At 62.7% G+C, this 13,222-nt stretch carries 10 protein-coding genes and 4 tRNA genes; 6 read left to right on the forward strand and 8 right to left on the reverse strand.

What is annotated here, in order from left to right; translation table 11 throughout:
- Positions 1–20: 20 nt before the first annotated feature.
- The gene (locus AC3RCG_RS18855; RefSeq protein ID WP_492402572.1) at positions 21–977 is read right to left on the reverse strand and encodes a phytanoyl-CoA dioxygenase family protein; all 957 of its coding nucleotides are present in this window, start codon (positions 975–977) and stop codon (positions 21–23) included.
- A 115-nt stretch (positions 978–1,092) separates the two neighbouring features.
- Here AC3RCG_RS18855 and AC3RCG_RS18860 point away from each other — a divergent pair, with 115 nt between their 5' ends.
- The gene (locus AC3RCG_RS18860; protein WP_070313427.1) at positions 1,093–1,965 is read left to right on the forward strand and encodes a helix-turn-helix domain-containing protein; all 873 of its coding nucleotides are present in this window, start codon (positions 1,093–1,095) and stop codon (positions 1,963–1,965) included.
- 55 nt (positions 1,966–2,020) lie between these two features.
- Here the strand turns inward: AC3RCG_RS18860 and AC3RCG_RS18865 are convergent.
- Positions 2,021–2,097, reverse strand: a tRNA-Arg gene (locus AC3RCG_RS18865).
- A 277-nt stretch (positions 2,098–2,374) separates the two neighbouring features.
- On the opposite strand from AC3RCG_RS18865, the gene AC3RCG_RS18870 reads away from it, so the two are divergent.
- Positions 2,375–4,504: a hypothetical protein gene (locus AC3RCG_RS18870; protein WP_492402570.1), complete on the forward strand. Its 2,130-nt coding sequence runs from the start codon at positions 2,375–2,377 to the stop codon at positions 4,502–4,504.
- 119 nt (positions 4,505–4,623) lie between these two features.
- Here AC3RCG_RS18870 and AC3RCG_RS18875 read toward each other — a convergent pair.
- The 3 genes from AC3RCG_RS18875 to AC3RCG_RS18885 all read right to left on the reverse strand — a co-directional run bounded on the left by AC3RCG_RS18875 (position 4,624) and on the right by AC3RCG_RS18885 (position 5,027).
- A tRNA-Arg gene (locus AC3RCG_RS18875) sits at positions 4,624–4,700 on the reverse strand.
- A gap of 91 nt (positions 4,701–4,791) precedes the next feature.
- Positions 4,792–4,868 (reverse strand) — tRNA-Arg (locus tag AC3RCG_RS18880).
- 82 nt (positions 4,869–4,950) lie between these two features.
- Positions 4,951–5,027 (reverse strand) — tRNA-Arg (locus AC3RCG_RS18885).
- A 428-nt stretch (positions 5,028–5,455) separates the two neighbouring features.
- Between AC3RCG_RS18885 and AC3RCG_RS18890 the strand changes: the two genes are divergently transcribed.
- Together AC3RCG_RS18890 and AC3RCG_RS18895 are read left to right on the forward strand one after the other, a co-directional pair.
- Positions 5,456–7,957, forward strand: coding sequence for a hybrid sensor histidine kinase/response regulator (locus AC3RCG_RS18890; RefSeq protein WP_492405443.1), 2,502 nt, complete (start codon positions 5,456–5,458; stop codon positions 7,955–7,957).
- Between the two features lie 306 nt (positions 7,958–8,263).
- Positions 8,264–9,247: a GGDEF domain-containing response regulator gene (locus tag AC3RCG_RS18895; RefSeq protein WP_070219228.1), complete on the forward strand. Its 984-nt coding sequence runs from the start codon at positions 8,264–8,266 to the stop codon at positions 9,245–9,247.
- 79 nt (positions 9,248–9,326) lie between these two features.
- Here the strand turns inward: AC3RCG_RS18895 and AC3RCG_RS18900 are convergent, their stop codons facing one another.
- Positions 9,327–9,722: a hypothetical protein gene (locus tag AC3RCG_RS18900; protein WP_070219229.1), complete on the reverse strand. Its 396-nt coding sequence runs from the start codon at positions 9,720–9,722 to the stop codon at positions 9,327–9,329.
- 311 nt (positions 9,723–10,033) lie between these two features.
- On the opposite strand from AC3RCG_RS18900, the gene AC3RCG_RS18905 reads away from it, so the two are divergent.
- Both AC3RCG_RS18905 and AC3RCG_RS18910 read left to right on the forward strand, forming a co-directional pair.
- Positions 10,034–10,747 carry a sensor histidine kinase gene (locus tag AC3RCG_RS18905; RefSeq protein ID WP_070219230.1) on the forward strand — a complete coding sequence of 238 codons (714 nt, stop codon included), beginning with the start codon at positions 10,034–10,036 and terminating at the stop codon, positions 10,745–10,747.
- A gap of 74 nt (positions 10,748–10,821) precedes the next feature.
- Positions 10,822–11,337: a DUF6265 family protein gene (locus tag AC3RCG_RS18910; RefSeq protein ID WP_409028327.1), complete on the forward strand. Its 516-nt coding sequence runs from the start codon at positions 10,822–10,824 to the stop codon at positions 11,335–11,337.
- Between the two features lie 43 nt (positions 11,338–11,380).
- On the opposite strand, the gene AC3RCG_RS18915 is transcribed toward AC3RCG_RS18910, so the two are convergent.
- Together AC3RCG_RS18915 and AC3RCG_RS18920 are read right to left on the reverse strand one after the other, a co-directional pair.
- Positions 11,381–12,679: an NAD(P)/FAD-dependent oxidoreductase gene (locus AC3RCG_RS18915; protein ID WP_070290682.1), complete on the reverse strand. Its 1,299-nt coding sequence runs from the start codon at positions 12,677–12,679 to the stop codon at positions 11,381–11,383.
- 15 nt (positions 12,680–12,694) lie between these two features.
- On the reverse strand, positions 12,695–13,180 hold the full coding sequence (locus AC3RCG_RS18920; protein WP_070219233.1) for a hypothetical protein: 486 nt from the start codon (positions 13,178–13,180) through the stop codon (positions 12,695–12,697).
- Between the last annotated feature and the right edge of the window lie 42 nt (positions 13,181–13,222).

Here is a 13,222-nt window from a genome sequence, read left to right on the forward strand (position 1 = left end):
AGTGCCGGATGGCGCTTCGCTTACCAGTCGCGCGCGCCGAGTATCTGCTCGCCCAGCGCAGTCAGGCGCGCCTGCGGGTAGCGCAGCTTTTCCTTTTCCTCGGGGTCGCCGGGAAACGCGTAGCCCTGCGGCGCGCTGCGCTCGCGCCAGCTTTGCACCCGCCAGTCGCGCAAGGTCTGGTTGTCTTGCTGGGCTGGCGTAAAGGAAATGTATTGCGCCAGCCGCACCTGGTCCGTGGACGTGTTCGGGCGGATGCCGTGCGCCAGCAGGCTGTTGAAGATCAGCAGTTCTCCCTTCTGCATGGCGATGAATTCCATCGGGTACGGTACCGTCGCCAGGTCCGGCTGCCACGGGTTGCGATCCGCCGGCACGGTCTTGCGCCAGCTCAATAAGTTATTGAACAATTCCGGATAGCACTGGAAACCGCCGCTCTCGGGCGAGGTGTCGGACAGGGCCAGCACGCCCTGCACGTTGACGGGCAGCGGGTCGAGCGTGGTATCCGCATCCCAGTGGATGAAGCCGCCAAACTTGCGCTTGCCGTTGTTCGGCGTGTTCAGGTTGGCGCGGTCGATCGTCACCCACAGATCCTGACGGTCCCAGATATCGACGAAGGCGTCGTAGACGCGCTGGGTCTGGCGGTTATCCCACAGCGTCTGGTTGTGATAGGCCTCGACCATGCCGGAGCCGTTGAGCTCTTTCATCGCATGGTCGCGCAGCTGGTCCCGGTTCCAGGTGGAGGGATCATTCTGGTCGAGTCCCTGGAATTCCCACAGGAAATCTGTCGTGCGCCGCACTTGCTCGGGCGACACCGCATCCTTGACGATGACGTAGCCATAGGTTTGCCAGTGCAGGAAATCGCTGTCGGACAGCACGCGCAGGGGCAGCTGTTTGCGGATATCGCGCAACTGGGTCTGTTCCGTGTAGGCCACGGACGGGTTGCCGGGACGGTCTTCGCCGTATTGGTATGGGTTCTGCATCGCTGTCTCCTGTGTGGGTGTGAGACAGATTGTGCGCTGGCGCGGCCAGTTGAAATGCGCGCCAAGCGGCCAATACTGATACTATCCTGACCATTCATATCCATAAAACGTCACAATGACGCCTTTATTCGAACAAGTCACGATCCCGGCGGGCCACTCCTGGGGCTTGCTGTGGCGCGAACTCGATGCCATTCCCTTCATCTGGCACTACCATCCGCAGTTCGAACTGACCCTGACGGTGAATGCACGGGGGCAGCGCTACATCGGCGACCACCTGGGCGATTTCGAACCGGGCGACCTGGTGCTGCTGGGGCCGAATTTGCCGCACACGTGGTCGGCCAGCGAGCGCATCGACAGCGCACAGCCGATGCTGGCCGTCGTCGTGTGGTTTTCGCTCGAGTGGCTGGAGCAGCTGGCGGCCTGTTTTCCGGAATTGCACAGCTTGCGGCAACTGGCGGCCCGCGCCGGGCCTGCCCTGCATTTTTCGCCGCGGACGAGCGCGCGCTGCGCCGGTCAGCTGCTGCGGCTGAACGCCCTGCCCGTGCCGCAGCGCCTGCCGCTGCTGCTCGACGTGCTGCTGGAACTGGCGGGCGATACTGGCGCGCAGCCGCTGGCCTCGACGGCGCAGGCGCCGCTGCCCGATGGGCAGCAAAAACGCATGGCCGGCGTGTTCGATTTCATGCACGCGCATTTCCGGGAAGAAATCGCGCTGGAAACCCTGGCGCAGCGGGCGGCCCTGTCGCTGGGCGCCTTTCACCGCTGTTTCAAGCGCCACGCGCATTGCACGCCGGGCGAATACCTGGCGCGGCTGCGCATCGGCCGCGCCTGCCAACAGCTGATCGAGAGCAATCTCGCCATCGCCGTCATCGCGCAAGAGGCGGGCTACCGCAACCTCGCGCATTTCAACCGCCAGTTCCGCGCCGCCAAGCACGTCACGCCGCGCGCGTTTCGCCTGCAATACCGGCGCGGCGCCAACAACGCGGCGTAAATCCATTCGGACACGAAAAAGGGGATCAGATTTTACAATCTGATCCCCGATATTCTGGTGCGGCTGGCAGGAATTGAACCCACGACCCCTTGGTTCGTAGCCAAGTACTCTATCCAGCTGAGCTACAGCCGCCTAAGACAAGATTATAGCAGGGCTTTGCAGAATGGCAAAGGGCGTGGCGGCGATATTTCACAATTGACGCCCTCCCCGGTTTTTCACCGGCCGCCCCGCAACTTGCATTTTTAATCACATTTATTTTCTGATTGCGGCGCAAAACCGACACGCTGATGACTGATTGGCCATTATTAATGCATTCAAGAAAAATAAATTGCAATTCATGGAAAACTTTGAGAATGTTTACTAGCAGTAATTCCAAAAAAAATACCAAGGGGATGTCATGAAAATAAACTTGCATAAATTGCCTCTGGCCGCCGCCTGCGCGGCCACCCTCCTTCTTGCCGCCTGTGGCGGCGGCAGTAGCAGCAGCCCCGCCGACCCGGTTCCGCCCGTCGTGCCGCCGCCGGCAACGACGCTCAGCGGCACTGCCGCCGTCGGCGCGCCCATCTCGGGCAGCGTGGTGGCCATCGACAGCAAGGGCAAAGTGTCCACGGCGGTCAATACCGGCCCCGGCGGGGCATTTACGGTCGACGTGGCCGGCATGACGGCGCCGTTTTTCCTCAGCATCACCGGCTCGTCCGGCGGCAAGCAGGTGACGCTCAATTCCATCGCCACCGCGGCTGGACAAACCGTCAACATCACGCCGCTGACCGACCTGATCGTCTCCACGGCGTCGGGCCAGCCCGGCGGCACGGCCCTGGCCGCCGTCTGCGCCCCCGTCGCCAATACGGTATCGGCCGCCTGCACCGCGGCCCTGGCCAATGCCGCGACGCAGCAACGGCTCGATGCGGCCGTGGCCGCCGTCGTCGCCATGATCAAACCGATTAATACCGGCAATACCAATCCGCTGACGGGTGCCTTTGTTGCCAACGGCACGGGCATGGACGCCGTGCTGGACCAGATCCTCGTCGCGCCCGCGGAAGCGCAGGGCGCCATGGCCACCGTCACCCTGATCGCCACCAACAGCGCGCTGGGCAGCGTGACCCTGCCGGCCGCCGCCGGCGGCGCGCCGACGATACCGGCAGCGACGCCGCCATCGGACGCCGACCTGGCCAAGGCGACGGCCGCGGCCACTGTCTTGCCGGAAATCCGCGCCTGCATGGCCTCACTCAGCGCCCTGTATCCGAAGACGGGCTTCGTCGTGCCGTCGGCGGCGGCCGTGTCGCCGTTCATCGACAGCAGCTTCAACATGGGCGCGGCGGTGGGCAAGGCCGACATTGTGTCCGCCCTGAGCATCGCGGACCAGGCTGCCCATGCGGGCCTGACGATCGAGGCGCTGGGCCTGGCCAGCGTCAGCATGCAGCCCTTGAGCGCCGATGAAATCGCCACGCTGACGTCCGCGAGCAGCACTTCGACGACGCGCGTCGCCGACTTCATCGGCAATCGCCTCGGTGCCGGGGCGACGGCCATCGCCTTTACTTCAGGCAAGCCCAGCAGCGCATGGGTACAGTTACGCATAGGAACAGATGCGGGCATGCTCAACTGGAAGCTGGTCAAGACGGGCGACACCAGCGGCTGCGCCGGCGGCTGGAAACTGGCCGGCAGCGGCCACCTGGACATGCACATGAATGCACGCATCCAGCGCAACTTCGATGCTGCAGGCACGGCCAGCTTTGCGCGCGAATGGGCAGCCCACGTCGAGCTCGACACCGTGCTGCAGGATAATCCGGCCGTCAACAAGATCGACGTGCGGGGACCGGGCCTGACGACGTTCGGCGACTTCCAGATACCGGGCTCGACCGGCAGCAAACTGCAGCTGATCCTGCCGGCCACCGGCTACACCCACATGCGGGTAGCCGACAGCAATGGCGCCGCCAGCACTTTCTACAATAACGCGGAAGCCATCCAGAGCTGCCAGGACCTGGCCAGCCTGCCCGCCAATACGCCGGGCCTGGGCGCGGGTACGGCTTGCATCGACGAAACGAAAGTGGCACCTGGAAAAATCTACGTGTGGACCCTGAAAACGCCGAATGGCGCCGTCAGCGCCTTCCCGTTCCAGATCAATGCCGTGCCCCTGTCGAAAGCGTTTGCCAAGGCCAACCAGGCCAGCCTGTTCGCCACTCTCACCAGCATCACGCCGGCGAAACTGTCGTCCATCCCGGCCGCCGCCCTGCTCGATGGCGCGGTGACCTTCAATTACACGCAGTCGGCCACCTACGGCTCGAAAATGGATAATTGCGGCCTGTATCTGTTCAATAACACCACGCCGGTGCTGAACGCGGAGCAAAATGCAGTTGGACAGGAAACCTCGTGCACGTTCACGACCTCGGGGCTGAATGCGCTGGCGTCGAACGTGGCGGACCCGGCGCAATCCGGCGCCTCGCTGTTCAAGTTCACCGGTCCCGTGACGAGCGGCGGACTGTGGGTGACCACCATCGTCCTGGGCAACCAGGCGTCGTCGGGCCAGCCTTACCCGAATTGACGGGGCCCGGCCACTGCAGCGCGCCGCGATGGGGGCGGCGCGCTGCAGGCCTGCCTTTCGCTGGACGAAAAAAAACCCGGAAAGCGAACTTTCCGGGTTTTCTTCACTACTGCTGATACTGGTGCGGCTGGCAGGAATTGAACCCACGACCCCTTGGTTCGTAGCCAAGTACTCTATCCAGCTGAGCTACAGCCGCAAACTCTGACACACTTCGCCGAACGGCGCGAAGCTTGAAACTTTCATCAGAACGAAGCGAACTTCATTCCGGCAACGATACTAATCAATACTGGTGCGGCTGGCAGGAATTGAACCCACGACCCCTTGGTTCGTAGCCAAGTACTCTATCCAGCTGAGCTACAGCCGCAAAACTTCTACAACATTCCATCAACAACATGGAGGTGAAACTTGTCACAACAAAACCAGGCAAAGCCTGATCTTCAGTATTCTGGTGCGGCTGGCAGGAATTGAACCCACGACCCCTTGGTTCGTAGCCAAGTACTCTATCCAGCTGAGCTACAGCCGCGCAGGCAAACATTATAGCGTATTCATTTCGCTTTGAAAAGTTCGATTTTTCAATCGCTTAGCTGATTTTGCAGAATACCGCCCCGCATGATCGACTACCTTTTCACTGCCAAAAAGCTGACGCCTTTTTATCGCAGGGCACTTCTGCTTCCACAGTCGCGTCCAGCGAATCGAGGAGTTGCTGCCTCGAAAGAAGCGGGATTATAGGGACTGCTTTCCAGCCTGTCCAGTGCTATCTGCAGGCGGCGCGCAAGCGTGCGGTGGCGGTGCCCCGCTTGGGGCTACAATACCAGCCAGACAGGGGCGCTTTTGCCTCCCCTGATGCATGACGGCGGACATTGAGCATCATGACCTATTTAACTGAGCTTAGCGACGGCGGCCCGGCGGGACAAGCGCCCGTGCGGCAGATTCATTGTTGCAGGATTTCCGATGGCCAAGCATGACCGCGAGCAAGATCTGCTTCCCCCATCAGCGCCGCTGAGCCTATCCGACGAGCGCCTGTCCAACTTGCTGGAAGGTATTACTGACGGCTTTTGCCTGCTCGACCGCGACTGGACCATCCGCTACCTCAATACGCGCGGCGCCGCCATGCTCGCGCCGCAACACGCGCCTGGCCTGGCGGGCAAGAACCTGTGGCATGCCTGCCCCGCCCTGCATGGCACGGAACTGGAAACCCAGTACCGGCGCGCCATGGCGCAGCAGCTCAGCTGCAGTTTCGAACTGCTGTATCCGCCGCTGGGGCGCTGGCTGGAAGTGCGCATCTTCCCTTCCAGCGAAGGCTTGACCACGTATATCCAGGACATCAGCCAGCGCAAGGCGGCCGAGGAAAACTTGCGCCACAGCGAGGAAGACTTGCGCGCACTGGCCAATTCCATCCCGCAACTGGCCTGGATCGCCAGCTTCGACGGCACCATTGCCTGGTACAACCAGCGCTGGCACGACTACACGGGCACCACTGCCGAACAGATGGCGGGCGACGGCTGGAGCATCGCCTATGAGGCGCAGCACCTGCCTTCCATGCTGCAAGCCTGGAAGGCCGCCTTGCGCGAGGGCACGCCCTTCGAAATGGAGTTCCCCATCCGCGGTGCCGACGGCCAGTACCGCTGGTTCCTGACGCGCGCCAATCCCGTGCGCGACCGGGGCGGCCAGCTGCTGCGCTGGTTTGGCACGAGCACCGACGTCGACCAGGTCAAGCGTGCGCAGGAAGCCTTGCGCGATGAAACGCGCGTACTCGAGCTGCTCAACAATACGGGCGCGGCCCTGGCCAGCACCCTCGACTTGCCGGCTCTGCTGCAGGAAACCGTCGATGCGGCCACGCGCATCAGCGGCGCGCGCTTCGGCGCCTTTTACTATGATGATGCGGGCGATATCCACGACGACCCCGACGCCCTGCCCGCGGCACGCGCCGTCAACGGCATCAGCCTGCGCCAGGCAGATGCCATCGCCACGGAACTGCGCCAGGGAGCGGCCATGCGCCAGAACGACTTGCTGGCCGCGCCCGACGCCAGCGCCGGCGGCGCGCCGCCGCTGCGCAGCTGCCTGAGCCTGCCCGTCAGCTCGCGCTCGGGCCTGCTGCTGGGGCGCTTGCTGCTCGGCCATCCGCAAGCGGGCATGTTCAGCGCGCGCAGCGAACGCATCGTCTCGGCCATCGCGGCCCAGGCCGCCGTAGCGCTCGACAATACGCGCCTGTACGCGGCCGCCACGCGCGCCGCCGAAGAGCGCAAGGTGCTGCTCGACAGCGAACGCGAGGCACGCGCCGACGCCGAGCGCACGAACCAGCTGAAAGACGATTTTCTCGCCACGCTGTCGCACGAACTGCGCACGCCGCTGTCGGCCATCCTGGGCTGGGCGCAAGTGCTGCGGCGCGGCACGCGCGACCAGGCCGACCTGCATCGCGGCCTGCAAAGCATCGAACGCAATGCGCGCGCGCAGGCGCAACTGATCGAAGACTTGCTCGACATGAGCCGCATCACTTCCGGCAAGGTGCTGCTGGACCTGCAAACCATCGTGCCCGCCAGCATCATCGCCTCGGCCATCGAAACCCTGCGCCCGGCGGCCGACGCCAAGCACATCGCCATCCACAGCAACATCGCCAGCGATGCTGGCAGGATCACGGGCGACCCCAGCCGTATCCAGCAAGTGATCTGGAACCTGTTGTCGAATGCCCTGAAGTTCACGCCGCAAGGCGGCCGGGTCGAGATCGGCGTGCGCCGCGAGGCAAGCCGCCTGGCCATCACGGTGAGCGACAACGGCGTCGGCATCAAGAAAGACTTCCTGCCCCACGTGTTCGACCGCTTCCGCCAGGCCGACGCCTCCACCACGCGCCGGCATGGCGGCCTGGGGCTGGGACTGGCGATCGTCAAGCACCTGGTGGAGCAGCATGGCGGCACGGTCACGGTCAGCAGCGCCGGCGACATGCAGGGCGCCAGCTTTACCGTGCGCCTGCCCCTGGGGACGCGGACCGCGCCGGCGCGGCCAACGGGCGGCGACTTGCCCGCCAGCCATGACTTGCGCGGCGTCACCGTCCTGCTGGTCGATGACGAGGCCGATGCGCGCGAACTGACGGCGCGCATCCTGCGTGACAGCAACGCTGAAGTGCATGGCGCCGGCAACGTGGCGCAAGCGCTGCAACTGCTGGACCAGGTACACCCGCATGTGCTGGTCAGCGACATCGGCATGCCTGACGCCGACGGTTTCGACCTGCTGGCGCAAATCCGCGCGCACGCCTCCCCTGATGCGGCCCGGCTGCCCGCGCTGGCGCTGACGGCGTTCGCGCAACCGCAGGACCGCCAGCGGGCACTGGCCAGCGGCTTCCAGGCCTGGGTCTCGAAACCGCTCGACCCGGCCGAACTGCTGGCGGCCGTGGCGCAACTGGCCGCAACGCGCTCCCTCGCGCAGCGTCCTGAAGAGGGCAGCAATACGCCGCCCTAAAAAGATGATGCAAAGAAATACATGATGCAGTACAAAATGACTATTTTCATGGGCTAGCCTTCCTACTTTCAGACGCGGCTCTGTCCTACAAGCAACTAAGCTAAAGTTTGCTACACTGAAATGCAGAAACGCACCTGCACGGCAGGCTGGAGATGGCGGCCTGGGCCGGCGAGAACGTCAGAAGCGAGCTCAAGCGCTGTTGTGCGCCCTAACTTGTTGCAAGGCGCTACTATCTTCCCCACCGCCGTCAGCCCATCATATGCGGTGGAAGCCAGCGTTGCATAGACCGTATAACCGAGACCTTACATGCCCAGCCAAGATGAGATTTTGAAAGCCAAAATTTTGGTCGTCGACGATTCACCCGACAATGTTGACCTGATGCTGGAAATCCTGCGCGATGCCGGCTACACCAATGTGACGGCCACCATGCGTCCGGCCCAGGTTTGCCCCCTGCACCGGGAGCATTGCTACGACCTGATCTTGCTGGATCTGCAAATGCCGGAACTCAATGGTTTCCAGGTCATGAAAGGCTTGAAGGAAATCGAGCATGGCGGCTACCTGCCCGTGCTGGCCCTGACGGCACAGCCGAGTTTCAAGATCGCCGCCCTGGAAGCGGGCGCGCGCGACTTCATCAGCAAGCCCTTCGACCTGATGGAAGTGCACAAGCGCATCCACAACATGCTGGAAGTGCGCCTGCTGTACAAGGAACTGGCGCAATACAGCAAGCAGCAGCAGGAACTGGCGCTGCACGATCCGCTGACGGGCTTGCCGAACCGGCGCCTGCTGGAAGACCGCATCGAGCATACCTTGCAGCAATCGGCCCGCAGCCGCGGCAAGTCGGCCATCCTGTACCTGGACCTGGACGGCTTCAAGGCCATCAACGACAGTTACGGCCACGGCTATGGCGATGAAATCCTGAAAATGGTGGCGGCCCGCCTGGTGAGCGCATCGCGCAAGGAAGACACGGTGGCGCGCATCGGCGGCGACGAATTCGTCATCGTGCTGGGCAACCTGGCCGGCAAGGGCGACGCGCGCGAACCGGCCGCCAAGCTGATCGAAGTCATTTCCGAGCCGTATTTCATCAACGACCTGACCCTGCGCCTGTCGACCAGCATCGGCATCGCCATCTACCCGGACGACGCCAGCACCGTCGAATCCCTGCTGGGCGCGGCCGACACGGCCCTGTACGAAGCCAAGCGTGCCGGCAAGAACCGCTTTTGCTGCATCCCGCACGAGGTGATCGCCTCGCAGGTGAATATGCAAAAAAACAACATTCCGTCGATCGCCTGAGTTTTTACGCCGCACCGCACATGAAAAAAACCGGCAAGCCACGTTGATGGCTTGCCGGTTTTTTCATGAGCACGATGTTTTATTTCTTGCCAGCCGTCACTTCATGCTGGCCCGCATGCTGGTGGTCCGTTTGCGCATCGACGGTTTCCGGCGGTACTTCGATGCGCGTGATGCCGGCATCGACGGAGATCGGGTCGCTGGCGGGGAAGGTCATTTCCACGGCGTCGTCAAGCAACTCTTCCTTGGCCCGCTCTTCGCCGCTCATGCCTTCTTCATCGGCCAGGATGGCCAGCGCGCTGGCCCATTTCACGAAATTAAGGTTGGACAACTCGCGTACGGTGGTCACGCCAAACGCTTGCTGCAAGGCCTTCGCATCCTTCGCGCTGACACCGCGCAAGGCGCTGATGGGGGCATTAACGATGTCGCGGAAGCTTTTGTCGAGGTATTCCTTGTCGACGATGGTTTCGATATTCATGGCATGTCCTTTCGTTTCGGTAAACGGGCCTGTACTGCACCCTGCGCCGCGGGGCGGCTATGCTGCATGGAAAAATGCACAACCCCACTATGGCAGCGTGTGGCGCCCCGGTATGTGCGCAGCCGTACGTAAAGAGGGGAACAACTTTCCTGCTGGCGCAAACAGAAATATTGCCTATCATATAAAAATGATGGGAGGAGATTAAAATTGCCGAAAAGACAGAAATTTTCCATCCATGCGCCCCGCGATGAAATCCTCATGTATGATCCACAACTTGAATTTGGTCCACCTTTCACCATTCACGGGGCGCTATGTCCGCACAAACAGATCCGAACAAGGAAGCGGCCCAGGCCGATGCGGAACGCGCCGCCGATCTCAGCGAGTTGCTCGGTCATGTCAACACCAGTTGGGACAATGAACGGCGCGCCCTGTCGCGCCAGCTGCACGACAGCCTCGGCTCGTCGCTGACGGCGCTGACCATGCACCTGTCGCTGCTGACGCAAAAAATGCCGCAGGAAGCGGCCTTGCTCGACCGCGCCGCGACCATGAAGCAATTGCTGCTGAATGTCATCGAGACCAACCGGCAAATGCAGATGAAGCTGTGGAACGACAAGCTGGAGTTTCTCGGTGTGAATGTGGCGCTGGGCGAGCTGGCTGCGCAATTTGCGGAACAGCACAAGATCACCGTGCGCTGCAGCCTGCCCGAAGATGAACTGATCTGCCCGCGCAACGTGGGCGTGGCCCTGCTGCGCACCCTGGAAGAGGCGCTCAGCAATATCGCCGCGCACGCGCAGGCAAGCGAAGTGGATATCATCATTGACGACAATGACGAGGCGCTGATGATGACCGTCAAGGACAACGGCAGCGGCTTGCCGGCCAGCGTGCCCGTCGAAATGAGCAAGCATGGCCTGCGCGCCGTGCGCGAGCGCGTGCATTACCTTGGCGGCAGCCTGAGCCTGACGGCGAATCCGCAAGGCGGCATGGCCCTGACTGCCGTCTTGCCGCGCATTAGCCCGAAAGAATAATCCCTGCCAGACAGCATCGGGCCGGAGCATCGCCGGGCACCCTGCTCCGCTCAACGATACGACGAGGAAACCGCATGCAACGACTGATCCCCACCCTGCTGGCAGCGCTGCTGGCCATGGGAGCCGCCCAGGCCGCCGACAAGACCGTGCCGCCGCCGGAAACCGTGGACAAGCTGGCCTGGCTGGCCGGCTGCTGGAACGTCGACGGCGCCGAACCCGGTTCCGGGGAACAATGGAGTACGGCCGCCGGCGGCACCATCCTCGGCACCAGCCGCACCGTCAAGGGCGGCAAGACGACAGCCTTCGAATTCGTGCAGATCCGCCTCACCGAACCGGGCCAGCTGGCCTACATCGTGCAGCCGTCGGGCGAGCCGCCCGTGATCTTCAACCTGCTGCGCCAGGACAAGCCGAATGAATTCATCTTCGCCAACCTGGACAATGACTTCCCGAGCCGCATCACCTACCGCCACGACAGCGAGCGCATCTTGCACGCCAGCATCACCGGTACCTTGAAGGGCAAGCTCACCACCATCGCCTTCCCCATGACGCGGGCCCGCTGCGACGCGGCGCCCCTCGCGCGCGGCAAATAAAAAGGGGCCGCAAGGCCCCTTGTTTTGTTACGGCGCAAACTGCTTAATGCAGCTTGACCTGCGGCGAGCTGCGCTTGATCAGGAAACGGCCCATGGCCATGACGGCCGTGCGCACGGTGCCCAGCACGGCGTTGTGGTGCATCAGGTGCAGGCTCACATACATCATCCGCGCGACAAAGCCTTCGACGAACCAGCTCAGGCCCTTCAGCGACCCCATCAGGGTGCCGACCGAGGTGGTGCGGCCAAACGACACCAGCGAACCGTAGTCCAGATATTCGTACGGCCTGGTTTGCGGCGGCTTGCCCTTCGCCTGCAGAAGGAACGTTTTCAGCAGGTAATCGGCTTGCTGGTGGGCAGCCTGGGCGCGCGGCGGCACCAGCTTGCCGTCGGGACCCGTACAGGCGGCGCAATCGCCCAGCGCGAAGATATTCGCATGGCCCTGCACATTGAGCATGCCCGTCACTTCCAGCTGGCCAGCGCGGTTGGTAGGCAAGCCCAAAGTGGACAGGAATTCCGGCGCGCGGATGCCGGCGGCCCACACGCAGATGTCGGCCGCATAGCTGGTGCCGCTGGCCACCGTCACCTTGTCGGCTTCGATCGTGGTGACGCGCGTATCGGTCACCACCGTGATGCCATGCTGGTGCAGCAGTTTCGAGGCGGCGATGGAAACGCGCTCGGGCAGCGGCGCCAGGATGCGCGGCGCCCCTTCGAGCAGGGTGATGCGCACATCCTTGATGGCGTTGAGATTCTGGAAACCATACGCGGCATACACGCCGCTCGCTTCGCGCAATTCGGCCGCCAGTTCCACGCCCGTCGCGCCGCCGCCGATGATGACGATGTCGACGCCGGGATGGCCCGCGTCGCCCTGGCGCTGTTCAGCCATGGCCAGCAGTTTCAGCAGCGTCAGACGGAAACGTTCGGCGTCTTCCGTGGCATTGAGGGAAATCGTGTTTTCCTGGGCGCCGGGTACGCCAAAGTAATTCGAGGTGCTGCCCACGGCCAGCACCAGCTGGTCGTAGCTGACCTGGCGCTGCGGCAAGAGCTGCTCATCCTTGTCCGTGGCGATGGCGCCCACGGTGAGGCTGTTCGACGCTGCGTCGAGCCCGATCAGGGGACCATAGACATAGGTAAAACCATTGTCATGCGCCAGCATCTGGTACGACAGGCCCTCTTGATGAATGTCCAGGGTGCCGGCCGCCACTTCATGCAGTGACGGCTTCCAGATATGGTACAGGCGGCTGTCGACCAGGGTGACCTGGCCGGGGCCGAGCTTTCGGCTAAGTTTGCAAGCCAGCTCCAGGCCGCCTGCACCTCCTCCTACGATAACGATTTTACTATGCAAAGATCCTCCTGCTTGTTAATCCCTGTGCCCGTTGCCGTTGCCGTTGCCACGACCATTGCCATTGCCATGGCCTTTGCCCGGCTTGTCATCATGCTTGTCGCGCTTGTCATAGTGCTTGTCATGCTTGTCGTCATGACGGTCGCGGTCGCCGTAATCGGGACGGCCATGGTCGCCATGCTGCTGGCGGTAGCGGGGCACATATTGGTTGTTATACCAACCATCTTGGACGAAATATACCTCTTGGTTACAGGCATTATACTTGCGGCAGTGCTTGGACCAGTGTTTCGCATGGCCGGGCGGTACGCGCAGGTAGATCGGGGCGGCCGAATAGTATTGCGGGCGCTGCACGATGACGGGTTGGGCGTAGATCAATTGCGGCGCGGGATAGTCGCCTATGTCGATGCGGCCGTAAAAGCCTGGCTGGCCGACGGTGACGGAAACCTGGGCAACGGCGGCGGTACCTGCCGACAGCAGGACGGCGGCGAGAATGAGGGTTTTCATGAGGACACTCCTTTTATCAGTTATGCCGCAATTGTAGACCTT

The organism is Janthinobacterium sp. GW823-FHT01H08, assembly GCF_058797855.1.

Excerpts from the sequence above, each read along its gene's own strand:
- AC3RCG_RS18855 (WP_492402572.1), bottom strand. The coding sequence starts at position 977 with ATGCAGAACCCATACCAATACGGCGAAGACCGTCCCGGCAACCCGTCC.
- AC3RCG_RS18860 (WP_070313427.1), top strand. The coding sequence starts at position 1,093 with ATGACGCCTTTATTCGAACAAGTCACGATCCCGGCGGGCCACTCCTGG.
- AC3RCG_RS18890 (WP_492405443.1), top strand. The coding sequence starts at position 5,456 with ATGGCCAAGCATGACCGCGAGCAAGATCTGCTTCCCCCATCAGCGCCG.
- AC3RCG_RS18895 (WP_070219228.1), top strand. The coding sequence starts at position 8,264 with ATGCCCAGCCAAGATGAGATTTTGAAAGCCAAAATTTTGGTCGTCGAC.
- AC3RCG_RS18900 (WP_070219229.1), bottom strand. The coding sequence starts at position 9,722 with ATGAATATCGAAACCATCGTCGACAAGGAATACCTCGACAAAAGCTTC.
- AC3RCG_RS18905 (WP_070219230.1), top strand. The coding sequence starts at position 10,034 with ATGTCCGCACAAACAGATCCGAACAAGGAAGCGGCCCAGGCCGATGCG.
- AC3RCG_RS18910 (WP_409028327.1), top strand. The coding sequence starts at position 10,822 with ATGCAACGACTGATCCCCACCCTGCTGGCAGCGCTGCTGGCCATGGGA.
- AC3RCG_RS18920 (WP_070219233.1), bottom strand. The coding sequence starts at position 13,180 with ATGAAAACCCTCATTCTCGCCGCCGTCCTGCTGTCGGCAGGTACCGCC.